Here is a 23,428-nt window from a genome sequence, read left to right as displayed (position 1 = left end):
AATGCGTGCCAAGGGGAATTAAATAGGGGAAGAATACTATTGACAAATAAATACCTTCTACTGTTTGATTTCAATACCTAATAATGGGTATTTTTAAAAGTTCTAAACGATTTTACATGCAATTACTGACCTACATAGGTAAATACACCCAACTTCCAGAGACAGGAATTAAGAATACTATTGAGCTTTTAAATGAAGATTGTACCATCCCGTTTATATCAAGATATAGAAAGGAAAAAACCGGCAATTTAGATGAAGTACAAGTGGGTGCCATTGTTCAGTTTAAAGAACAGTATGAGATACTTGAAAAACGAAAAAAGGCCATTATTAAGGCTGTTGATGAACAAGGTGAATTAACTTCTGAACTAAAAAAGAAATTTGAAAATTCTGAAGACCTTACGCAGTTAGAGGATTTGTACCTGCCCTTTAAAAAGAGTAAAAAAACCAAAGCAGAAGTTGCCCGTAAAAACGGATTAGAGCCTTTGGCAAAAATCATTATGGCACAACGCAATGATAATATTGAATTTACGGCATCTAAATACCTAACTAAAGACGTCGAAAATGAAGATGATGCTCTAGAAGGCGCACGCCATATCATTTCAGAATGGATTAATGAACGAACGGATATTAGAGGATCAATCAGGTCTCAATTAGCCCGTTTTGCCATTATTGCGACCAAAGTAGTGGCTTCAAAAAAAGACGACGAAAAAGCACAGAAATTCAGAGACTATTTTGATTGGAACGAGCCGTTGAACAAATGTCCGTCGCACCGCTTGTTAGCAATTTTACGTGCCGAATCGGAAAAATTCATTAGAGTTAAGATTGAATTGGATGACGAACGATTATTAGACCGTATCCAAAATAGAATCATAAACTCCAATAATGCCTGTAGCAAACAAATAGAGCTTGCTTTGGCAGACGCTTACAAAAGACTGCTTTTCCCTTCCTTATCAAACGAACTTTTAAAAACTGCCAAAGAAGCAGCTGACGATGATGCCATTGGGGTATTTTCTAATAACTTAAGACAATTATTGTTAGGTGCACCACTAGGAGAAAAACGAATTCTTGCAATTGACCCTGGCTTTAGAACAGGTTGTAAAATTGTTTGTTTAGATGCTCAAGGTAATTTGGTACATAATGAAACTATTTATCCGCACGCCCCTCAAAACGATGTTATCGGAGCGATTAAAAAATTAAGCTCACTGGCCAATGCATATAAAATTGAAGCCATTGCCATTGGTAATGGTACGGCATCTCGAGAAACAGAAGCTGTGGTAAAAAAAGTGATGTTTAATAATCCGGTTGAAGTTTTTGTGGTTAGTGAAGCCGGAGCTTCCATTTACTCCGCATCAAAAATTGCCAGAGACGAATTCCCAAATTATGATGTCACCGTTCGTGGAGCCGTTTCTATAGGCCGGCGTTTAGCAGACCCATTGGCAGAACTCGTGAAAATAGACCCAAAATCTATTGGTGTTGGGCAATACCAACATGATGTTGACCAAACAAAATTGAAGAATTCTTTGGACACTGTGGTTGCAAGTTGTGTAAACTCTGTTGGGGTAAACATTAATACCGCCAGTGTCCCATTATTAAGTTATGTGTCTGGTATAGGTCCAAAACTAGCTGAAAATATAGTAGCTCAACGAAAGGAAAAGGGCGCTTTCAAAAGCCGAAAAGAAATAATGGATGTTCCTCGATTAGGCGGAAAAGCATTTGAGCAAGGAGCTGCCTTTTTACGTATTAAAAACGCTAAAAACCCGCTTGACGATTCTGCTGTACATCCAGAAAGTTATAGTATTGTAAAGCAAATGGCTAAGGATAAGGGAACAGAAATTTTATCCTTAATTGGAAATAAAACCGTCCTTAAAGAAATAGATTTAAAAAAATACTGCACTAAGGAAGTTGGCTTACCCACTTTAGAAGATATTCGGTCAGAACTAGAAAAGCCAGGATTGGACCGTAGAGAAAAGGCAAAGGTATTTACGTTTGACCAAACTATTAAGTCTATCACCGATTTACATAATGGACAACTATTACCAGGTATTGTGAACAACATTACCAACTTTGGTTGTTTTGTAGATATAGGTATTAAAGAAAGTGGATTAATACATGTTTCTAACCTATCCGATTCTTTTGTAAAAGACGTGAACGAACATGTGCATTTGCACCAACAAATTATTGTAAAGGTTTTAGATGTTGATGTGCCTAGAAAGCGAATTCAATTAAAACTGCATAAATAAAAACTATCATCTTAGTACAATACCCATGCTAATTTAACTTCTAGTTATTCTTTGAAATTTTCGCTTAACATTACTTGTCATTCTACTATTTTCGGGATATTTTCTATGTTTAGAAATGTTGTTAAAAATCAATGCAGTTATAAAAAGAATTATTGTTCCCATTAACACTGGTGAAACCACATAAAAGTAACCCAAAGATTTAATTTTTTCAGTTCCTATAACCGCAATAAGTGCTGTAGCTCCTCCTGGTGGGTGTAAGGTTTTTGTCATTTGCATTACAACTATTGAAGTGGCTACAGCTAAAGGAGCTGCAATCCAAATAAGGTCAGGTATAATTTTGTAAATCGTTACCCCAATAAAGGCCGAGATTATCTGCCCACCAATAAAGTTTCTAGGCTGTGCCAAAGGACTTTCAACCGCGCCATAAATAAGCACACTAGAAGCACCGAAAGACCCTATTAAAAGGACATTCTCGAGTTGAGGCAAATAATATGATTGTAGTAATGCAATAAGCAGAATACCAATAAAGGCTCCAAGAAACGACCAAAACTGCTCTTTGAAATCTACAAGCGTTTCTTTATAAATTACATACCTCGAAATACGTGCTTTACGTTCAATTTTCTTGCCAATTCCACTTCTTGTTTTCATTGCAACAGCTATTATTCAAAATATTAATTTTATTTTTTTCACAATTAAAAAGATGCAAAGATAAAAGAAGTAACTAATCTACCTATTTATCCTATAATTTTAGTAGGGTTATCAAAAAGAATAAAGAACCTTCTTGGTTTATAAAGCCACTATATTTGTAAAATGCTGAAAATTGCCTACCATCCTATTTATAAATATCCGTTACCCGATGGCCACCGTTTTCCTATGGAAAAATATGAGCTATTGCCGCAGCAATTGATTCATGAAGGTACATGTAAAGCTGAAAATTTCTTTGAACCAGAAATTCCTAATGACAAACATATTGTAGCGGTTCACGACCCAGAGTATTTCTATGATTTATTGAATATGATGATTTCGCCTAAAATGGCTCGTAAAATAGGCTTCCCCCTTTCAGAAGATTTGGTAGAAAGAGAGCGTATTATTGCCGATGGCACCATAAAAGGGTCTGAATATGCTTTAAAACATGGTATTGCAATGAATATTGCTGGTGGCACCCACCATGCCTACAGTGACCACGGCGAAGCATTTTGTATGTTGAATGACCAATCAATTGGCGCAAAGTATCTATTAAATAAAAATCTCGCAAAAAAGATTCTTATTGTAGATTTAGATGTACACCAAGGCAATGGCACCGCAGAAATATTTCAGAATAACGACGCTGTTTTTACCTTTTCCATGCATGGAGTCGGTAATTATCCGTTTAAAAAAGAAAAATCGGATTTAGATATTCCCTTATTAAAAGGAACTACTGATGAAACATATCTTTCTATTTTAGAGGAGAAATTACCGCAACTTATAGAACAAGTTCAACCAGATTTCATTTTTTACTTATGCGGTGTGGATGTTCTTAAAACAGATAAATTAGGAACACTTAGCATGACATTAACGGGTTGTAAAAAACGGGATGAATTTGTTTTAACTACCTGTCATAAATTAAACATCCCTGTGCAATGTAGTATGGGCGGTGGTTACTCACCAGATATTAAAATCATTGTTGAAGCTCATGCCAATACCTTTAGAGTAGCACAAAATCTATACTTTTAAGGACTCTTTGAATTTTTAGAGCAAAACATTGTTCTCATTAGTGTATTTTATAAACTACCATAACTTTAAATTTGCGCAATGAAAAAACTAATAATCCTTTTAGGTGCAACCTGTTGTATTTCATTAAACGCGCAAGACTATAGTAAAGATTCTACCGAAACTCGCTGGAATATGTTCAAATATGACATAGGGAATATGTTTAAAGGAGTTGGGTACTCTTATGCCCGTCCTTTACATTGGCAAGGTAAGCAGTGGGCTCATTTTGGAGCAGTAATTGGTGGTACTGGCCTAGTTTATATAGCTGATGACAACACATCAAGGTTTATTCGAAACAACAGGGAAAGCGTTCCACAATTTCTTCGGGACTATGGGGAGATCTATGGTAATCCAGAAAATAACTATTTAGCTACATCTGGAGTTTACTTCGCCGGATTGATTACAAAAAATGAAAAATTAAGACGAACAGGGGTGTTATTAATATCATCGGCAACTTCTGCCGGACTCTTACAACAGGTCTTAAAGTCCGTGGTAGGTAGAGCAAGACCTTTGGCTAATTTAGGCAAGGATACATTTGACCCTTTCAATTCAAGCAGAAATTTTCATTCTTTCCCTTCTGGGCATGCTTTACTTGCCTTTACTAATGCATATGCAATTGGAAAACAGTTTAAAAACCCTTGGGTGAAAGCAGGTATTTATACCGTGGGCGCCATACCTGGTATTTCTCGTGTTTGGGATGGTCAACATTTTTTAAGTGATATGGTCTTTGCTTTTGCCTTAAGTATAGCCACAGTAGAATCTATAGATAGATATTTAGACAGAAGGTATGATGAGAAATACAACAACCAAACGAAAATGGTGAGTTGGAACCTTAATTTTGGTCCGGGACAAATGGGAGTGACCATTAATTTTTAATGTACTTCTAATTTTAATAATCTAATTCCCGTAGATGCTTAGCTAAACTTTCAGTACTTTAGGCTTGTACGTGAAAACCAACGCAATGAAAATTATACTACAATTATTCTGCCTTTTATTTTCAATTTCAATTATTTCCCAAGTATCATCAATACCGCAATCAACTGTACTAATTGAAACAGAACCAAAAGAAGTAGGAATGTCACCAGACCGTCTAATGAAAATAGACGCAATGCTATCTGCTGAAATTGCAAATGGCAATTTACCTGGCGCTGTCGCATTAATTGCCAGAAATGGAAAAATTATTTTCCACAAATCATACGGCATGGCCAATGCAGGGAAGAATATTCCATTAAAGAAAGATGCTATTTTTAGAATAGCATCTCAAACAAAAGCAATTACATCTACAGCGGTAATGATGCTTTGGGAAGAAGGTAAATTTCAATTAGATGACCCTATCTCCAAATACATTTCAGAATTTGGCGAAGCGCAAATTATAGACACCTTCAACGAGGCTGATTCCACCTTCACTACTAAAGTTGCAAAAAATCAAATCACCATTCGCGATTTACTTACGCATACTTCAGGCATTGGTTATGGGGTTATCGATGGTGATGAGCGCTTTAAAAAAATATACGCAAAAGCTGGTATCACCGACCTTTTTACAACTGAAAAAATAACTATCAAAGAAAGTGTACAAAAATTAGCAAAATTACCATTACATCATGAGCCAGGTGAAGCTTTTACCTATAGTGAAGGCTTAGATGTACTTGGTTATTTCGTTGAGAAAATTTCTGGTATTCCGTTCGACGAGTTTTTAAGAACTCGAATTTTTGACCCTTTAGAAATGAACGATACTTGGTTTTACCTTCCATCTGAAAAACATGACCGATTAGTAACGGTACAAAAAAAGGAGAATAATAAATGGGTAAACTACCCGGTTACCTTTTACGACACAGATTATCCCAAAAAAGGAGCAAAAACATTCTTTTCTGGAGGAGCTGGTCTTTCAAGCACTGCAAAGGATTATGCTACATTTTTACAGTTATATTTAAATGAAGGTGAATTAAATGGAGTTCGTCTTCTAAGCAGAACTACGGTTAAAAGTATTTTAGGAAATCAAATAGGTGATATCTGGGACGGTCCAAAATATCATGGTCTAGCATTTTCTGTAGTGAATGAAAAAGGTGAAATTTCTGGAGGCCTTGGCAGTGAAGGTACTTTTGAATGGGGCGGCTATTTTAATACACAATACTTTGCTGACCCAAAAGAAAAAGTAATTGGCATACTTATGAAACAAACTCAAGGGCCGGTAAAGGACGAAACTTCTTGGAAATTTAAACAAATGTTGTTCTCCTCAATTAATGATTAAGTCTTTAAGAATCTAACATATACAATGCAAGCTTAATTTTCCAATACGGCATTTTCTCTTCAAAAAATTCAAAGTAATCTTTTAGACCGGTAACATCGGTTAATTGAGACTTGGCATTTTCTATTTTCGAAATATCCTCAATACTCACAAACTGATTTAAATCGAGCTCCTCTCCTTCGGTATGTTTTTTCATCAAATGTCCGTAAATAGTATTCTCAGATAAATTTCGGGCTGTCGCAATTTCAGAAACCGTTAATCCCTCAGAAAACAAATCGAAAGTTTGGTCGTGTGTTTTTCGTTTGGATTTTTTAGTGCCCACATGCTTTTTAATTTCTTCTAAAAATACAACAGCATATTTTTCTAATTTCGCCTGCCCTACCCCAGAAACGTCCATAAACTCCTTCTCATTTTTAGGGAGCTTGACTTCCATATCTTTTAAACTGGCATCTCCAAAAACTACATATGCAGGTACATTCTGTTCAATTGCAATTTGCTGTCTAAGTACTCTAAGTTTTTCAAACAAATCGGTTTTCTTAATACTAGATTTAGGCGCAGCTTTTCTCTTCTCAGTTTCTTTCTGTAAAACAGCCAATTGAATCTTTTTACCAGAAAACAATACCTCTTTCGCTAAGGTTGTTAATCCAAGCCTTGCTCCCTCCCTAAAATTAATATCTAATACCCCTTGGTTCAACAATTGAATTACATATTGCTGCAAGTCTAACCATGAAACATCTTTTACCGCTCCATAGGTTTTTATATTCTGATAGCCTTTTTCTAACACATGTGCATTTTGTGCACCTCTTAAGACGTCTATCAACATACCCATTGGCTCGCGCTCTTTTAAACGGGCAACCCCGGAACAAACTTTCTGGGCTAATAAAGTGGCATCAAAATAAGCAGGTGGAGTAGTACAGATATCACAATTACCACAACCTTTGGTTACTTGTTCTCCAAAATAGTTCAATAACGCAATTCTACGACAACTTAACGCTTCAGCAAATTGCTGCATTCGTTCTAATTTGGCATATTCTACTTCTGCATTTTCGCTTTGGGTAATGAATCTTCGTAACTGAGCGACATCGGCAAAACTATAAAATAACAAGGCATGCGCTGGCAAGCCGTCACGACCACCACGACCAATTTCTTGGTAGTATCCTTCAATATTTTTGGGCAGGTTATAATGAATAACCCAACGAACGTTACTTTTATCTATACCCATGCCAAAGGCAATGGTTGCCACAATAATAGGAACCTTATCAGTAATAAATTCTTCTTGAACCGTAGAGCGCTCTTCAGACGATAAACCTGCATGATAGGCTTTTGCTTTAAAGCCAGCATTTCGTAATTTCTCGGCAATGGACTCAGTGCTTTTTCGACTTAGGCAGTAAATTATTCCACTTTCAAAAGGCCGTTCATCTAAAAAATCCAGAATATGTTTTATTCGGTCTTGAGCGGGTTTTACATCAAGATATAAATTAGGTCTATTAAAAGAGGCTAAATGACGTTCAGCATTCTGTATTTGCAATTGGTCCGCAATATCATCCTGAGTAGTTTTGTCAGCGGTTGCCGTAAGCGCCATCACCGGAATATTCGGAAATCTTCTTTTTAATCCGCCTAACTGAGTATAGGCAGGTCTAAAATCGTGTCCCCAAGATGAAATGCAATGTGCTTCATCAATCGCGAAAAGACTAATCTTTAAATTTCCAAGAATAGTATCAAAAAAACCAAGACTCTCTGGGGCAACATAAAATAGTTTCAACTCGCCCCGTTCCAACTTCCCTAAAATCTCCTGTTGTGTTTCTTGTGATTGAGAACTATTATAATAATCCGCTGCAATGCCGTTTGCCTGTAACACATCAACCTGGTCCTTCATTAAGGCAATTAGCGGAGAAATCACAATTGCTGTACCTTCAAGTGCTAAAGCCGTTAGTTGATAACAGAGTGATTTACCACCACCGGTAGGCATAATTGCTATAACATCTTTATTATTAAGCGCATCGTCAATGATGGATAATTGATTAGGCTTAAACGAATCGTAACCAAAGTTTTTTTTTAATAATGGGAGTAGGTCTTTTTCTATTGCTATCATGTTTTGCAAAAATAGTGTTTGAAAATGTTTTTGGCAGATGTTTTCGAAGGATTACGTCTTTGCGAGGAACGAAGCAATCTGACAAATTCGTGTACTTAACTTATAGATCACTTCGCCGTACCTCCTCGTGAAGACCAACCGCCTACTTCCCTAACATCAACAGCTCATTGCACCTTACTTCTGTGATGTATCTTTTTTCTCCTTCTTTTGTTTCATAAGAACGGTGGGTAAGTTTACCTTCTATTGCCACTTGTTTTCCCTTAACTAAAAAGTTTTCTACAATCTCAGCAGTTTTACCCCAAGCTACAATATTATGCCATTGGGTATCATCTACTTTCTCGCCGTTTGCGTTCTTATAACTCTCTGTCGTGGCAATTGAAAATTTTGCCAATTTAGTACCTCCTTCAAGGTTTACGATTTCTGGGTCTTGACCTAAATTCCCAATCAACTGTACTTTGTTTTTTAATGCGTTCATCTTTCTAATTTTTATGGTTTAACAGTTTATACTATCAAGCCTCGATGGCTCGACACTGCAAACCTAGATCAGCATTGAAGTTTTAAACGGTCTCGAAACGTTTACTATCGTTTGTTATCGTTTACAGTCGTTTTAAAACTTTTATATTATTGATAATCTAATGTTTAAATATATTTTAATGTTATAAAAAATTATAATCGTTTACTTTTTGGATAGTATAAGTAGAAAATATTTCGAATATTTTATAAGTAAAAATCAAAAATAATTACACTTTACGATACAACCACCAGTTCATATCTCTAGTTAGTTCATAACCCAATTTCTCATAAAGTGGAATAGCTGAATTACCTTTGTTTGTATGTAAAATAGGCTTTTTATTCTCTCGTAAAATCTCTTTTGTAGTGTGGGCAATTAGTTGTTTCGCGAATCCTTTTCTAGTATACTCTGGATGAGTGACCACGGCACTAACTTCAATAAAAAGATTTGTTTGCATTCGTTGACCTGTTATTGAAACTAACTTACCGTTCTTAAATATTCCGTAATAATTACCCATTTCATAAGTTCTTCTTCTATAATATCCCGGCATTACCAACCATATTAAATTATATATTTCATCAATATAATCATTACCTAATAACACAATTTCTTCTATTATTGAAACATCTGATAGTGTATTCAAAACCATTTGGCAACCTTCAATTTTCTTTTCCAAGAAAACTTTAGTATCATCTATTAATGGAGTTTGATTTTCTGAAACGAAAAAGAAATGATCTGTATTCTTAAGATAGTTATTAGAAGCCTTAACTGTTTTTGTTTCGTCAAAAAAAGAACCAAAAGTACTAACCTCTTGATTGTAAAATTGAACGCCATCATATTCGACTAAAAAATGTTTATGTGTTTCTTTTAAGGAATACCAAACCGGATTTTTAAGTTGTTCTTCTAAGCTTGTCATTCTAATAAATATAAATCAAATTATACTGAATTTAGTTATTCTTTATAACACCAAAACTTGTAATAAATAAAATGTTTCATTTAGCCATATCAGTAAAAAAATTAAAGAAGCGCGGTAATCTATTTCCATTTATCAATTATAAAGTATACATTCAACTATGAGGTATTACTCTACCATTAAAAAATATATAAACACTTAACCAATTCTTCACTTATAAATGAATAGTATTGATTTAAGATACTTTGCAACCATCGTATTTACTGCTATTTTTTGCGTTTTTGGCATTTATCACTTCGTATCTTATTTAGTACTTAGATATAAAATTTTAAAATATTATTTTATTCTCATATTAGGACTCACTTTACACTGGAGTCTTTACCTTATCATAAATAATTCTTTTAGCGCCCAAATTGTATTTATTGCGGACAAAGCATCGCTAACAACTGCAATGATTACTACTTTTGGTCTCTTAATGTTTACAAAAAACTATCTAAACATTTCTGAGAATAACTTTCCAATATTATTTAAAATTTACAAAATATTCACCACTATAATAATCGGACTACCGGTGGCACACATTTTAAATAATTTAATAACCAAATTCGATTGGTTAAATGATGTATTTGTCATGTTTGCCGCAATGACGGCGATGTCTTCCATATTTCTTAACATATTTTCTGGAATCCAATTATATAAAACTGAAAAATTTAATAGATACTATTTGTTTTCTTACGCCCCTTGTTTACTTTCTGCGATTCTTTATATAAGTTCATGGTATTTAAAAAGATATGTTGATTTTGATGCTAATCTTATTGTTTTAATTACTTCTATTTTAGTAACCCTACAATTAATACTTTTTTCAATACTCGTTGGCTATAAGTTTAAAACTATTGAAGAAGACAGTTTGAAAATACAAATGGATGTTAATAAGATACTTATTTCTGAAGTTGAAAAACAAACCAAACATTTACAAATAGCAAAAGAAGATTTAATAAACCAAAATGAGGAGCTTGAAAAAATAAATAAACTTAAAAACAAATTATTTTCACTACTTACACACGACGTTAGAGGACCGCTTAATAATGTTAACTCCATAATTGAAATGATTGAAAGTCAATTAGAAGAAAGCGAACTTAAGGTGATTTTAAAGAAATTAAAAAATGAGGTAAACGATAGAGTTTCTATGATCAATGTTTTACTTGAGTGGTCATACAAACAATTAGAAGGAGTTACTTTAAACAAAAAACTATGCGATTTAGAAGTACTTTTTAAATCCATAAAAAAGGAATTTAAAAGAATGGCAGATGATAAAGCTATAGAAATCGAATTAGATATAACTTGCCGAGAACTCGTTATTGACGAAAACATGTTAAAGGTAATGCTTCGTAATTTAACCTCTAATGCTATTAAGTTTAGCGAGAAAGGTCAAAAAATAATATTGTCTTCTCAATGTACCTCTAATATAGTTGAATTACGGGTAAAGGATTTTGGACTAGGAATGAATGCTAACTGGGATAATACTTCTAAAAACAAGAACAGCCCAAGTGTTCGAGAAGGCACCCATGGCGAAAAAGGAACTGGATTTGGTTTAATGATAACTAAAGATTTTGCTGAAATGAACAATGGTGAAGTACTATGCAAAAGTGAACCTAATAGGGGTACGGAGTTCATTTTACGTTTTAGATCTTCAACTAATGAAAGTATAAACCCGTTAGTATAGCATATTTATTTTACTCTAATCTAAACCTCACCTTCTAAAGACATTAATTGTTGATACTTTACAATGAACAAACAAACTTCATAGTCATGTATAATAGAATGATCAACTTATATGGATCTAGGCATAGTTCTTTCCTCTACATCCACCGTCTTTTTACCAAATAAAAACTCTGAGCCATTGTGTTCAAATCGAAAATGTCGTTTAAGCGAGGCCGAGTGAAGTCCTACGACGGCATATTACAATCCAAAACATTGATATCGAATGTAAGCAGTTATAGTCCCGTTGACATATTAAAAAGGATTTCTGGACTATAAAAAAATAATGATATAGTCCACGCTATTTTATTCTTTGATATTGTAATCTTTCTTCATCTAAATCTTCAAATTGTACTTTTATGTATAAACATTACCTGTAGCAATACATATACAATCTGTCAATTGCATTATAAAATGACTTAGAATAATTACCAATATAAAAGCTGATTTCAATATTTAACAATTCGTTATTGCCATAACTTCGAAAAGAAACATATTTTCCCTACCTTAAAACTTCTAAATTTTTAAGGGCCATGGAATTGAATTTAGTAGATATTGCATCTAAAAAAAGGTACGAAGCCGTTGTAGGCGATGTCACCGCGTATATCGAATACATAAAAGCGAAAGATAAAATATATTTGACCCATACAGAGGTACCAAAATCTATGGAAGGAAAAGGTATTGGCTCTACCCTAGTTCTTAAAGTTTTAGAAGATATTGAACGACAAAACCTAACATTAGTTCCGCTTTGTCCATTTGTAGCGCATTATTTACAAAAACATCCGGAATGGAAAAAACTGGTTATGAAAGGTATTAATATTGAAGATTAGATCATGGAAAAAGAACTTGTAAAAGAGTATAGCAACGGTGAGCTTATAGTAGTTTGGAAACCGCAAAAATGTATTCATGCAAAAGTATGTGTTCATATGCTCCCAAATGTGTACGACCCAAACAAAAGACCATGGATTACTCCAGAAACTACGGATACCTCAGCCTTAAAAAAACAAATTAATGAATGCCCATCTGGTGCATTAACGTATTACATGAAAAACGATAAAATGGAAGATAACGAATTAAAAGACCAATATATTACAGATATTATAGTAACGAATAACGGTCCGCTAAAAATAAAAGGAAACCTACAAATTCAATTAGCATCGGGCGAGATTGTTACAAAAAATGGTATTACCGGGTTTTGCCGCTGTGGTGTTTCTGAAAATAAACCATTTTGCGATGGATCTCACAGAAAAATAGAATTTATAGGATAACCAAACAACAGTCATTTATCATGGAATTAGCCATACATAATTGGATGCGTGCCGAATCGCTAGAACACACACTCAATAGAATCAAAAAATTAGATTACACCCACATAGAAATACAAGGAGCACCAGAGAGTTACGACATTAAAAAAGCCCAATTGCTTTTAGACCTTTATGGTATAAAATGTTGGGGATCGGTAACCTTAATGTTAGAGCAACGAAACTTGCTAGCTAAAGATCCAGCACAACGAAAAATGTCGGTTCAATATGTAAAAGACGTTGCGAAAATGGTCTATGAATTAGGCGGAAAAGTAATTTCTTTGGTACCTGCCACTGTTGGTAAAATTGTACCAGACGCCAAACCAGATGAGGAATGGGAATGGGCTGTTAAAGGTATACAAGAAATCTACAAATATACCGAAGACCACGGTCTACAGATTGGTATTGAACCTATTAACCGTTTTGAAACCTATTTTATTAATCGTGGCGAACAGGCATTGGCTTTGGCTGAAGCCGTAGGGCCTAATTGCGGTGTATGCCTAGATACGTTTCATATGAATTTAGAAGAGGTGAACATGTATGAAACTATAAAAAAAGTAGGCAAGCGACTGGTAAATTTCCATGTGGCCGACAATAACCGAATGGCACCGGGAATGGGTCATTTAAACTGGTCTAAAATCATTTCTACGCTTAAAGAAATCGAGTACGACAAAGTACTATCCGTAGAATTTTGTGCGCCATTGGATAGGACTCCTGCCAATCCGTTTCCAAACTCTATAGAAGCTAATCCTGAAGGATTGACCGCAGAGCAAAAGAAATTCTTGGAAGACCATGGTAGTTCTGCCATAACTGATGAGTTTTATACCATGCTTACCAAAAAATCAATCGACACCTTAAAAACACTTATTTAATGAAAATTACCAATATAGAAGCATACTGGTTACGCTGCCCTATACCAAAAGAAAAACAACATTTTTCTGACTATGGCTTACTAACAAATTTTGATATGACCTTGGTCGTTGTAACTACCGATTCTGGTTTACAAGGTTTCGGTGAGGCAAAAGCAGCGGTAGGTTCATCGGGGTCTTGTGCTTCTATCGTAAGCTGTATAGAGAATGAATTAAAGCCACAGTTAATTGGTAAAGACGCACGAAATATTTCTCGCATTTGGGAACATGTGTACAATGGCACAAGAGACCATTATTCGCTTTCCAGAGGAAGAAAATTTCCGATTTTAGGAAGAAGAGGATTGACGATTTCAGCCATGAGCGGAATTGACACCGCCCTTTGGGATATTAAAGGAAAAACATTGGGAGCACCTGTTGTTGAATTGTTAGGCGGAAGTTGTCGGGATAAAATGCCAGCATATGCCAGTGGCGGATGGGCAAAAGCAGATGCCATCGGTGAGCAATTATTAGGGTATACTTCAAAAGGATTCAGCGGCGTAAAAATGCGTGTTGGCATTATGGATGAAACCGTAGCGGAAAGTGTAAAACGAGTAAAAGCAGCTCGTGAAGCTCTACCAGACCATATTAAATTAATGACCGATGCACATGGTACTTTTAGTGTGCCCGAAGCCAAGCAGTTTACAAAAGGCGTAGAAGATTGTAATTTATATTGGTTCGAAGAACCTATTAGTCCCGACAACAAAATTGGTACCGCAGAAGTGCGCGCAAATACATTTATCCCTATCGCTGCAGGAGAAAGTGAATACACCGCTTTTGACGTTCGCGACTTAATAGCAGAACGTGCTTTAGATGTATTGCAACCCGATTGTGCCATTATTGGCGGAATTACCGAAGCTATGCGCGTATCGCAATTGGCACATACCTACCAGTTGGAGCTGGCTCCGCATTGTTGGGGATCAGCGTTTTCTTTTATGGCAGGTCTTTCAGTTGCCTTCGCTTCTCCATCGGCAAATGTTATAGAATTTTCTTTAGGAGGTAACCCAATGATGTACGATTTGGTAGAAGAAGATATTACGGTTGATAAAGAAGGAATGTTAATTGCTCCGGATAAACCAGGATTAGGATTGACCCCAAATTGGGATTTTGTAAAAGACTTTAAACAATAGATTATGGCAAAGGCAGTACATATAAACCACGTTGCATTGGTTGTAAGCAACCTAGAGGAAGCATGTAAATTTTATGAAGAGGAATTGGGATTGGAAGCTATTCCCGCATTTTTGTTTGATTACCCAACGGCATTTTTTAAATTCAATGAAGAACAGCAATTGCACTTGACCGAGTGGGAAGATGAATTTTCATTTAGAGGTCATATTTGTGTTCAGGTTGATGATATAAACACGATGTTTTTCCGAATGAAAGAGCTTGGTATTATAGATATTAAACCGTGGGGCAAAGTGCGCCAATTACCGGACGGCGCCATTCAAATGTTTGTCCGTGACCCTTCGGGTAATTTGATAGAACTATCTTCTGTTCCAGGTGACTATATTGACCCAAAGATTTTTGAGGACGAGTTGTTCAAGGAAGGAATTTATGTATCTGGAAGAAATGATTTCCGCGGATATAAATCTAAAGATGCTACATTATATCATAAATCCAATGAGTAAAAATGTCCTTCTATTGGAAACCGTAGCCGATGATGCATTGCAAATGCTGAAAGAAGCATCGGACATGAATATTTTAACGGGGTATGATGAAGCATCGTTACAAAGTCAGATCCAGAACAATAGGATCGATGCCATAATCACACGTGGAAAGGGACAAGTCAGAGATTCATTAATGCAACAGTTACCAGAGCTAAAGGTAATTTCGCGCTGTGGAGTAGGTTTAGATAATATTGATGTTTCGCACGCTACCAAAAGAGGAATCAAAGTAGTAAATGCCCCCAATTCTAATGCCGATACTATTGCGGAACATACCATTGCACTATTACTAATGCTCCAGCGAAATCTTTACAATGCCGTTACTATGGTAAAGGAAAACAGATGGGCAGACAGGGGCACGTACATTGGCGATGAAACACACGGAAAAACTTTGGGAATCATTGGCATGGGAAATATTGGCAAAAAAGTAGCGAAGATTGCTACCGCTTTAGGAATGAATGTGGTGTATTGGAGTTCTAATAAAGAAAATGTCCCCTATACTTTTCTTGAATTCGACGTGCTTTTAAAAACTTCAGATAGCATAAGCCTACACCTACCTTTAACTTCTAAAACAGAAAACCTCATAGATGTTTCTGCACTTTCAAAAATGAAGCCTACAGCATTAGTAATCAATACCGCAAGAGGCGGAATCATTGACCAGAATGAATTGTTCAATGCATTAAAAGCTAAAAAGATAGCAGGTTTTGCCGCCGATGTGCTAGCACTAGAACCACCTGATAAAAACGACCCTTTAGTACCATTAGAAAATGTTTTGATTACCGCACATCTAGGAAGCTTAACAAAAACTACCTACACCAAAATGTGCACAATGACGGTTGAAAACACTTTGGCAATTTTAAGAGATGAAGCACCTATGGCTAACTGCATTTTCAATAGGGAAAAACTAGGAATCGGCTAATAATGAACATGAGAAACTTTAAAATCATAATTGCCTTATTTTTAATTAGTAATCCTTTACTGTTCGTGAACGCTCAAATTTCGGTGAATCAAGACCGGTTGGAAAAACGAATCATAGAGCTTGCCCAGTTTGGTATTCAAGAAAATGGCGAAACAGAACGGGTTGCCTTTAGCGATGCCGATATTGCTGCCCAACAATGGGTTATTGAGAAATTGAAAGTTATGGACATAGAAACACATATCGATTTTGCCGGCAATGTTATTGGCATACGAAAAGGAACAGATTCTAATATGAAACCTATTTCCTTTGGTTCTCATATAGATCGCGTTCCAAATGGCGGCAATTACGATGGCTGTTTAGGTTCAATGGCAGCAATAGAAGTGCTTCAAGTTCTAAACGAAAAAAAAATTAAGACAAAACACCCTTTAGAGATTATCATTTTCTCTAATGAAGAAGGTGGAGTAATGGGTAGCCGTGCTATTGTAGGGCATTTAAATAAAAGTGCATTAGGTATAAAAAACAATACTGGTTTCACTATGGGCGAAGGTGTTATGCGTTTAGGTGGAGATACCACAAGAATAGAACAAGTAGCACGTAAAAAAGGAGATGTTGCTGCCTTTTTAGAATTACATATTGAACAAGGCGGAACACTTGAAAAAGAAAATTTAGCAATCGGCATTGTAAAAGGTATTGTGGGGCTAAAATGGTGGGATGTTGAATTTAACGGATTTGCCAATCACGCAGGCACAACACCAATGAACGCAAGAAAAGACGCACTATTGGCAGCCTCCAAATTCATTATAGCAGTCAATGAAATTGCTACAAGTTTCGACGGTGCACAAGTTGCCACCGTAGGTAGAATTTCCGCTGAACCAGGCGCACCCAATGTAATTCCGGGTCATGTCATTACAAGTTTAGAAATACGCGATTTATCTTCTGTAGTAATTGAAAAGATATATACTGCTATCGAAAAAAGAGCGGTAGAAATTAATGAAGAATCGGGAGTAGAAATTACATTCAAAAAACTAGATACGACGGCAGATCCAGCAATTATGGATTCATTGATTCAGTCTGAAATTGAAAAAAGTATTAAATCGCTAAACTTGAGCTACATGTTTATGCCAAGTGGTGCAGGTCATGATGCACAGGATATGGCACTTATTGCACCTACCGGGATGATATTTGTACCAAGCAAAGATGGCATTAGTCATTCACCAAAGGAGTTTACTTCAGCTTCCGATATGGCGAACGGCGCAAATGTATTATTGCAAACGATTTTGTCTTTGGACAAGAGACTTAAATAGTTGTTAGGTTTATCTGAACCCATGATTATTATGTAGCTTTTAAACGCTTCAATGTTAAAGGTGTGGATAGCATTGACCAATGAGGAACAAATACAACAATATTATTTTGATGTCATTCCAGAATTAAAAACAGTGGTTTCTTTTAAAACTAGCTTTTTTAATGACCAACAAAGGGCAAAAATTTACCCATATCTGAAAGTATCAGCAGTTGTTCCTAAAGTAAATATCAGCTACACCAGTACATTTGATGATTAAGCTGGCGAAAGCATATCTATATTTCAAATATTAAAAAAATTATTAAACACGATTTACCTTTGTAAGTAAAATTATAAAAGATTTCCCATTAGAGAAACCCGAATTTAAAAGAGAAAGAAGCAAAGCACGTAGGGAATATCTTAGAAAAGAATATCTTTCTAAATCCTTAAGGAAAACCATTAAATTTTAACACTCTCCTTCCGACCTTAAATGAGTATCTTAGTTCAAGGAACAAACTATCTTGAACATGAAAAAAGGACTACTTATTTGTGCATACTTGTTATGCACCACTATCGCATTATCCCAAACTACCAAGGATATTGTTGATGCCATTGAAAAAGAAGGAGTTGAAAACTCCCAATTAGAACAATTGGCCTACGAATTAATGGACCTCAACGGACCACGTTTAGTAGGTACTCCAGAAATGAAAACAGCTCATGACTGGGCAATAAATACCTATAAAAAATGGGGAATAGCTGCCGAGAACCAACAATGGGGAACGTGGAAAGGTTGGCAAAGAGGCATTACGCATGTAGATATGGTATCCCCACGAGTAGCATCACTACATGCTACCCAATTGGCATGGAATCCAGGGACTAGTTCTAAAGGTGTTACGGCATCATTAATTACATTACCAAGTTTTGCAGATTCATTGGCATTTGTAAAATGGCTTCCTAATGTAAAAGGAAAAATTGTAATGGTAAGTATGCTACAACCCACAGGCAGGCCAGATGAAAACTGGGAAGAATACGCGACAAAAACATCCTTCGAAAAAATGAAAATGGAGCGTGATTCCATTGAAAAAATATGGAGACAAAACATAAGTAATACAGGCTATACTAGTAGAAACATAAATGCAGCGTTTGAAAAAGCAGGTGCAGTAGGTATTGCACAGTCTAGATGGTCCGAAGGTTTTGGAGCAAACAAAATATTCAGTGCAGGTACCGAAAAAATTCCTGCAGTAGATATTTCTTTGGAGGACTATGGAATGTTGTACAGAATGGTTGAACATGGTGCCGATACTAAAATCAAAATTGTTGCGGAATCAAAAGATCTTGGTGTAGTTCCAACATTCAACACTATCGCAACGATACCAGGTACCGAATTCCCTGACGAGTATGTAATACTATCTGCCCATTTCGATTCTTGGGATGGAGGAACGGGTGCAACAGATAACGGCACTGGAACTATTACGATGTTAGAGGTCGCTCGTATACTTAAAAAAGTATATCCAAATCCTAAACGAACCATATTAATTGGCCATTGGGGAAGTGAAGAGCAAGGTCTAAACGGTTCTAGCTCATTTGTAGAAGATCACCCAGATATTGTAGCCGGAGTACAGGCTGTTTTCAATCAAGATAACGGAACCGGTCGTGTTGTAAACTTATCGGGACAGGGATTTCTGCATGCCTACGATTATTTAGGGCGTTGGTTAGAGGCCGTGCCTGAAACGTATAAAAATGAAATAGAAACCACATTCCCTGGTTCTCCAGGGCGTGGAGGTTCAGATTATGCTTCATTTGTAGCCGCAGGTGCGCCAGCATTTTCCTTAAGCTCTCTTAGTTGGGATTATTGGAATTACACTTGGCACACCAATCTAGACACATATGACAAAATTGTATTTGATGATGTACGTAATAATGCCATACTAACAGCTATACTTACCTATATGGCTTGTGAAGACCCTGAGAAAACATCTCGAGAAAAAGCTGTTTTAGGCATTAATCCTAGATCTGGCGAAAAAGGAGAGTGGCCAACACCAAGAAGTCCTCAACGCAAAGGAGGTCAAGATTAACAATTAAAAAACTAAAACCGACCACAAAATGAAAACCATTAGACTGCTACTTGTACTAATTATTTTAGTGCCATTAGCCTTACAATCTCAACGTAGAAAAAACAAAATTACCGAACCGACAATTAAGTTAGAAGACTCCCTTTACACCGGATTAAAATGGAGGAATATTGGTCCATTTAGAGGCGGAAGAAGTGTTGCATCAACGGGAGTATTAGGGCAACCTATGGTGTACTATATGGGTACTGTTGGTGGTGGTATTTGGAAAACTACAGATGATGGATTAACCTGGAACAATATTTCCGATGGTTTCTTAAAAACAGCTACGGTTGGTGCAATTTCAGTATCTGAAAGCAACCCGAATATAGTAATAGCTGGTATGGGCGAACATGCCGCTAGGGGTGTTATGACCTCTATGGGCGACGGTATTTACAAATCTACCGATGCTGGAAAAACTTGGAAACATATGGGTCTTGACCAAACCAGACATATATCTGATATTATTATAGACCCTACCAATCCAGATATCATTTTTGTATCGGCACAAGGAGCGCAATATGGCCCTTCATCTCAGAGAGGTATCTATAAATCTATCGATGGTGGCGAGACTTGGAAAAATGTTCTGTTCGTAGATACGATAACCGGAGCTTCTGCCTTATCAATGGATATGACGAACCCAACTATTTTATATGCAGCCATGTGGCAGCACAGACGTTTCCCTTGGACTATGGAATCTGGCGGTAAAAACTCAGGCATATACAAATCGGTCGATAGTGGTGAAACTTGGGAACAGTTGAAAGAAGGGCTACCAAAAGAAATGGGAAAAGTTGGTATTTCTGTTTCCAGAGCAAATCCTGAGCGTGTCTTTGCAGTAGTTGAAGCAGAAGGAGAAAAAGGTGGTGTTTATCGGTCTGATGATTCAGGTAAAAAATGGACCTTAATCAATAAAGACCGCATTAATATTACGCGTTCATGGTATTACATGGAAATCTTTGCCGATACCCAAAATGAGAATATCGTTTACGTTCTTAATGCACCTATGACTATTTCAATTGATGGTGGAAAATCATTTTCACCCTTATCTACACCACATGGTGATAATCATGATTTATGGATAGACCCATTGAACAATCAACGTATGATAAACTCCAATGATGGTGGCTCTAATGTTTCGAATAACGGCGGTAAAAGTTGGAGTACACAAGAAAATCAAAATACAGCGCAATTTTATAGAGTAATTACAGATAACCTAGTACCCTATAATGTATATGGAGGCCAGCAAGATAATTCAACAGTTGCCATTGCTTCAAGAACAAATGATGACGGAATAGATTGGAAAGATTGGTATGCCGTTGCTGGCGGTGAAAGTGCTTTTTTAGCATTCGACCCAGATAACCCTGAGTTGATTTACGGTGGTACATACCAAGGTAATATTGATAAGTGGGATGCAAACACGAAAGAATCTAAACCTATAAAAGAGTATCCGGAATTGGGACTAAGTATCTCTCCAGAAAATGCCAAGTATCGGTATAACTGGAATGCGCCAATTATTACATCGCCACACGATAGAAAAACAATTTATCACGGTGGTAATGTAGTATTCAAATCTACCGATGAAGGTCATAGTTGGTCTGTTATTAGTCCCGATTTAACTAGAGATGAAAAAGACAAACATGGTCTAGGTGGTGGTCCATTTACCAATGAAGCAGCAGGTGGCGAAATATATAACACAATAACCTACCTAACAGAATCTCCACATGAAAAAGGTGTACTTTGGTCCGGTAGTGATGATGGTTTGGTACATGTTACAAAAGATGGAGGTACTAACTGGATTAATGTTACGCCAACAGGTATCAAAGAAGGAATAATTAATAGCATTGAGGTATCACCACACAACCCAGCAACCGCATACATAGTATTAATGCGTTACAAGTCTATGGACTTTGATAACTATATATTCAAAACTACAGATTACGGAACCACTTGGTCAAAAATCACTAATGGGATTACAGGCGACAATACATTTACACGTGTTGTACGAGAAGACAAAAAAGTAAAAGGACTTCTATACGCAGGTACCGAAACTGGACTATTTGTTTCTTTAGATGATGGTTTACATTGGCAATCGCTACAGTTAAACTTGCCTTTAACTCCAATAAATGACCTAATAATTCAAGATAATGATTTGGTTGCCGCCACTGCAGGCCGTGCTTTCTGGATTTTAGATGATTTAGCAGCAATACAAAACAGCACTACCCCTAAGCAAGAAGTCAATATTTTTGCTCCTAAAGACACCTATTTGTTTATGGGAGGATCTAATGACAAACCTATACCTGGTTTAGGAAGTAACCCAAAAAGTGGAGTTACTTTCGATTATTATTTGAGTCAAGCACAGGACAGCACTGAACTAAAATTAGAAGTTTTAAAAGATGGTGAAGTTATCCGTACTGTTACGAACCAAAAAGATAAGAATTTTAAATCTTGGCCTGGTGGTCCGTCAAAACCAGATTTGCTTACTTCCAAAAAAGGCTATAACCGCTTTACTTGGGATTTTAAAAGTGAAAATCTACCCGCTGTGGATAAGGTTTTTGTCCTTGGCGGATTAAACGGTTCTACAGTTGGTCCGGGCAACTATGTATTACGCCTTACTTTAGGTGAACAAACTGCAGAAACAACGGTAACTATTTTACCTCACCCAAAGGTAAAAGCCAGTACGGCGGATTATGCTGAACAACAAACCATGATGAAAACTATAGAATCAACGGTTCATGAAATTCATACTTCGGTAAATGAAATGCGTTCAGCCAAAACGCAGTTAACACAATTTGATAAATTGCTTAAAGAAAACTCAAAAGCAACAGCTCTCTTAGAAATGGGCGACACCTTAGTAAAACGAATATCTACGTGGGAAGAAAACTTGATTCAACCGAACCAGAAAACGTTTCAAGATGTCATCAACTTTGAAAATAAGTTGAATTCACAATTACTTAATTTAAGAGGATATATTGATGTTGCCGAACCAAAGGTTACCGCCGGCGCAAAAGAAAGATTACAGGATTTACTGACTGCATGGAGTTCTTTTAAAGCAGAACATAATGCCATAATCAACACAGAAATGAAAGCATATAATACTTTATTCAAGAGTTTAGAAATCCCTGCAATTATATTATCCGAAGGAAAAAATTAAAAGAGTCAGTGAAAAAATTAATAATAGACCAAAACTTTAAAGGAGAAAACTATACCACCACCAGATTACCAAGGGCGGAATATGAGAATTGCATTTTTGAAAGTTGCGATTTTTCTGAGGGATATTTGGATAACCAAATTTTTTTAGAGTGTGAATTTATGGATTGCAATCTGAGTAATGCTAACATAGTAAACACCACTTTTAAAGAGGTAAAATTTTCGCACTGTAAACTCATGGGACTTGCTTTTAATACCTGTCATTCTTTTTTGATGGATTTATTTTTTTATAACTGTAATCTAAGTTTCGCAATCTTTACAGACTTAAAATTAACTGGCCAACAATTTATGTCCTGCAAATTAAATGAAGCCGAGTTTTCTAATACGGACTTAAGTAAAGCAAAATTTGATGAATGCGACCTAGAAAGAGCCATTTTTGGAAGATCAAATTTGCAAAAAACAGATTTTAGTACCGCAATAAATTTTAGTATCGACCCTGAAAATAATTCAATTAACGGTGCCATATTTACAAAAGACAATCTTACGGGACTATTGCAGAAACATAAACTTAAGATTTTGAAATAAATTTAAAAAGAG

The 23,428-nt window shown here is 36.1% G+C and carries 20 protein-coding genes; 16 read left to right on the top strand and 4 right to left on the bottom strand.

The window, feature by feature from the left end:
• The first annotated feature begins 116 nt into the window (after positions 1 to 116).
• On the top strand, positions 117 to 2,240 hold the full coding sequence (locus BTR34_RS10020; RefSeq protein WP_068481844.1) for a Tex family protein: 2,124 nt from the start codon (positions 117 to 119) through the stop codon (positions 2,238 to 2,240).
• Between the two features lie 33 nt (positions 2,241 to 2,273).
• Here BTR34_RS10020 and BTR34_RS10015 read toward each other — a convergent pair whose 3' ends face one another.
• Complete coding sequence (locus tag BTR34_RS10015) at positions 2,274 to 2,888, bottom strand: HPP family protein (RefSeq protein WP_068480965.1); 615 nt, start codon at positions 2,886 to 2,888, stop codon at positions 2,274 to 2,276.
• 162 nt (positions 2,889 to 3,050) lie between these two features.
• On the opposite strand from BTR34_RS10015, the gene BTR34_RS10010 reads away from it, so the two are divergent.
• From BTR34_RS10010 to BTR34_RS10000, 3 genes are all read left to right on the top strand, one after another.
• Positions 3,051 to 3,953: a histone deacetylase family protein gene (locus BTR34_RS10010; RefSeq protein ID WP_068480962.1), complete on the top strand. Its 903-nt coding sequence runs from the start codon at positions 3,051 to 3,053 to the stop codon at positions 3,951 to 3,953.
• A 78-nt stretch (positions 3,954 to 4,031) separates the two neighbouring features.
• Positions 4,032 to 4,865, top strand: coding sequence for a phosphatase PAP2 family protein (locus tag BTR34_RS10005; protein WP_068480959.1), 834 nt, complete (start codon positions 4,032 to 4,034; stop codon positions 4,863 to 4,865).
• A gap of 85 nt (positions 4,866 to 4,950) precedes the next feature.
• A complete protein-coding gene (locus tag BTR34_RS10000) occupies positions 4,951 to 6,237 on the top strand; it encodes a serine hydrolase domain-containing protein (protein ID WP_068480956.1) in 1,287 nt (428 codons plus the stop codon).
• A 4-nt stretch (positions 6,238 to 6,241) separates the two neighbouring features.
• Here the strand turns inward: BTR34_RS10000 and recQ are convergent, their stop codons facing one another.
• From recQ to BTR34_RS09985, 3 genes are all read right to left on the bottom strand, one after another.
• Complete coding sequence (gene recQ, locus BTR34_RS09995) at positions 6,242 to 8,326, bottom strand: DNA helicase RecQ (RefSeq protein WP_068480952.1); 2,085 nt, start codon at positions 8,324 to 8,326, stop codon at positions 6,242 to 6,244.
• A gap of 142 nt (positions 8,327 to 8,468) precedes the next feature.
• The gene (locus BTR34_RS09990) at positions 8,469 to 8,801 is read right to left on the bottom strand and encodes a single-stranded DNA-binding protein (protein WP_068480949.1); all 333 of its coding nucleotides are present in this window, start codon (positions 8,799 to 8,801) and stop codon (positions 8,469 to 8,471) included.
• Positions 8,802 to 9,066: 265 nt separating this feature from the next.
• Complete coding sequence (locus tag BTR34_RS09985; protein ID WP_068480946.1) at positions 9,067 to 9,753, bottom strand: GNAT family N-acetyltransferase; 687 nt, start codon at positions 9,751 to 9,753, stop codon at positions 9,067 to 9,069.
• A 217-nt stretch (positions 9,754 to 9,970) separates the two neighbouring features.
• Here BTR34_RS09985 and BTR34_RS09980 point away from each other — a divergent pair, with 217 nt between their 5' ends.
• From BTR34_RS09980 to BTR34_RS09925, 12 genes are all read left to right on the top strand, one after another.
• Complete coding sequence (locus tag BTR34_RS09980) at positions 9,971 to 11,473, top strand: sensor histidine kinase (RefSeq protein ID WP_068480943.1); 1,503 nt, start codon at positions 9,971 to 9,973, stop codon at positions 11,471 to 11,473.
• A 568-nt stretch (positions 11,474 to 12,041) separates the two neighbouring features.
• A complete protein-coding gene (locus BTR34_RS09975) occupies positions 12,042 to 12,338 on the top strand; it encodes a GNAT family N-acetyltransferase (RefSeq protein WP_068480940.1) in 297 nt (98 codons plus the stop codon).
• A gap of 3 nt (positions 12,339 to 12,341) precedes the next feature.
• A complete protein-coding gene (locus tag BTR34_RS09970; protein ID WP_068480936.1) occupies positions 12,342 to 12,776 on the top strand; it encodes a (4Fe-4S)-binding protein in 435 nt (144 codons plus the stop codon).
• Between the two features lie 20 nt (positions 12,777 to 12,796).
• Entirely contained in the window at positions 12,797 to 13,681 is an 885-nt protein-coding gene (locus BTR34_RS09965; RefSeq protein ID WP_068480933.1) for a sugar phosphate isomerase/epimerase family protein, read from the top strand.
• Positions 13,681 to 14,844 (top strand): mandelate racemase/muconate lactonizing enzyme family protein, encoded by a 1,164-nt coding sequence (locus BTR34_RS09960; protein ID WP_068480930.1) that lies wholly within the window; start codon positions 13,681 to 13,683, stop codon positions 14,842 to 14,844. Before BTR34_RS09965 ends, BTR34_RS09960 begins: the two co-directional genes overlap by 1 nt.
• Positions 14,845 to 14,847: 3 nt before the next feature.
• Entirely contained in the window at positions 14,848 to 15,342 is a 495-nt protein-coding gene (locus BTR34_RS09955) for a VOC family protein (RefSeq protein ID WP_068480926.1), read from the top strand.
• On the top strand, positions 15,335 to 16,297 hold the full coding sequence (locus tag BTR34_RS09950) for a 2-hydroxyacid dehydrogenase (protein ID WP_068480923.1): 963 nt from the start codon (positions 15,335 to 15,337) through the stop codon (positions 16,295 to 16,297). Before BTR34_RS09955 ends, BTR34_RS09950 begins: the two co-directional genes overlap by 8 nt.
• 8 nt (positions 16,298 to 16,305) lie before the next feature.
• Positions 16,306 to 17,601, top strand: a complete 1,296-nt coding sequence (locus tag BTR34_RS09945) for a Zn-dependent hydrolase (RefSeq protein WP_074472172.1) — start codon at positions 16,306 to 16,308, stop codon at positions 17,599 to 17,601.
• Positions 17,602 to 17,652: 51 nt separating this feature from the next.
• Positions 17,653 to 17,856, top strand: coding sequence for a hypothetical protein (locus BTR34_RS09940; RefSeq protein ID WP_068480917.1), 204 nt, complete (start codon positions 17,653 to 17,655; stop codon positions 17,854 to 17,856).
• Between the two features lie 247 nt (positions 17,857 to 18,103).
• Positions 18,104 to 19,651 (top strand): M20/M25/M40 family metallo-hydrolase, encoded by a 1,548-nt coding sequence (locus BTR34_RS09935; RefSeq protein WP_068480915.1) that lies wholly within the window; start codon positions 18,104 to 18,106, stop codon positions 19,649 to 19,651.
• Positions 19,652 to 19,679: 28 nt separating this feature from the next.
• Positions 19,680 to 22,835, top strand: coding sequence for a WD40/YVTN/BNR-like repeat-containing protein (locus BTR34_RS09930; RefSeq protein ID WP_068480912.1), 3,156 nt, complete (start codon positions 19,680 to 19,682; stop codon positions 22,833 to 22,835).
• Between the two features lie 8 nt (positions 22,836 to 22,843).
• Positions 22,844 to 23,416, top strand: coding sequence for a pentapeptide repeat-containing protein (locus BTR34_RS09925; RefSeq protein WP_068480910.1), 573 nt, complete (start codon positions 22,844 to 22,846; stop codon positions 23,414 to 23,416).
• Positions 23,417 to 23,428 lie beyond the last annotated feature (12 nt).

Source organism: Maribacter hydrothermalis (assembly GCF_001913155.1).
GTDB classification, from domain to species: domain Bacteria; phylum Bacteroidota; class Bacteroidia; order Flavobacteriales; family Flavobacteriaceae; genus Maribacter; species Maribacter hydrothermalis.
Note: the sequence above shows the minus strand (reverse complement) of the source record. Positions and strands in the feature narration are given on the sequence as shown.

Bases quoted from the DNA above. Each gene is read 5' to 3' on its own strand.
- BTR34_RS10020 (WP_068481844.1), top strand. From the start codon at position 117: ATGCAATTACTGACCTACATAGGTAAATACACCCAACTTCCAGAGACA.
- BTR34_RS10015 (WP_068480965.1), bottom strand. From the start codon at position 2,888: ATGAAAACAAGAAGTGGAATTGGCAAGAAAATTGAACGTAAAGCACGT.
- BTR34_RS10010 (WP_068480962.1), top strand. From the start codon at position 3,051: ATGCTGAAAATTGCCTACCATCCTATTTATAAATATCCGTTACCCGAT.
- BTR34_RS10005 (WP_068480959.1), top strand. From the start codon at position 4,032: ATGAAAAAACTAATAATCCTTTTAGGTGCAACCTGTTGTATTTCATTA.
- BTR34_RS10000 (WP_068480956.1), top strand. From the start codon at position 4,951: ATGAAAATTATACTACAATTATTCTGCCTTTTATTTTCAATTTCAATT.
- recQ (WP_068480952.1), bottom strand. From the start codon at position 8,326: ATGATAGCAATAGAAAAAGACCTACTCCCATTATTAAAAAAAAACTTT.
- BTR34_RS09990 (WP_068480949.1), bottom strand. From the start codon at position 8,801: ATGAACGCATTAAAAAACAAAGTACAGTTGATTGGGAATTTAGGTCAA.
- BTR34_RS09985 (WP_068480946.1), bottom strand. From the start codon at position 9,753: ATGACAAGCTTAGAAGAACAACTTAAAAATCCGGTTTGGTATTCCTTA.
- BTR34_RS09980 (WP_068480943.1), top strand. From the start codon at position 9,971: ATGAATAGTATTGATTTAAGATACTTTGCAACCATCGTATTTACTGCT.
- BTR34_RS09975 (WP_068480940.1), top strand. From the start codon at position 12,042: ATGGAATTGAATTTAGTAGATATTGCATCTAAAAAAAGGTACGAAGCC.
- BTR34_RS09970 (WP_068480936.1), top strand. From the start codon at position 12,342: ATGGAAAAAGAACTTGTAAAAGAGTATAGCAACGGTGAGCTTATAGTA.
- BTR34_RS09965 (WP_068480933.1), top strand. From the start codon at position 12,797: ATGGAATTAGCCATACATAATTGGATGCGTGCCGAATCGCTAGAACAC.
- BTR34_RS09960 (WP_068480930.1), top strand. From the start codon at position 13,681: ATGAAAATTACCAATATAGAAGCATACTGGTTACGCTGCCCTATACCA.
- BTR34_RS09955 (WP_068480926.1), top strand. From the start codon at position 14,848: ATGGCAAAGGCAGTACATATAAACCACGTTGCATTGGTTGTAAGCAAC.
- BTR34_RS09950 (WP_068480923.1), top strand. From the start codon at position 15,335: ATGAGTAAAAATGTCCTTCTATTGGAAACCGTAGCCGATGATGCATTG.
- BTR34_RS09945 (WP_074472172.1), top strand. From the start codon at position 16,306: ATGAGAAACTTTAAAATCATAATTGCCTTATTTTTAATTAGTAATCCT.
- BTR34_RS09940 (WP_068480917.1), top strand. From the start codon at position 17,653: ATGTTAAAGGTGTGGATAGCATTGACCAATGAGGAACAAATACAACAA.
- BTR34_RS09935 (WP_068480915.1), top strand. From the start codon at position 18,104: ATGAAAAAAGGACTACTTATTTGTGCATACTTGTTATGCACCACTATC.
- BTR34_RS09930 (WP_068480912.1), top strand. From the start codon at position 19,680: ATGAAAACCATTAGACTGCTACTTGTACTAATTATTTTAGTGCCATTA.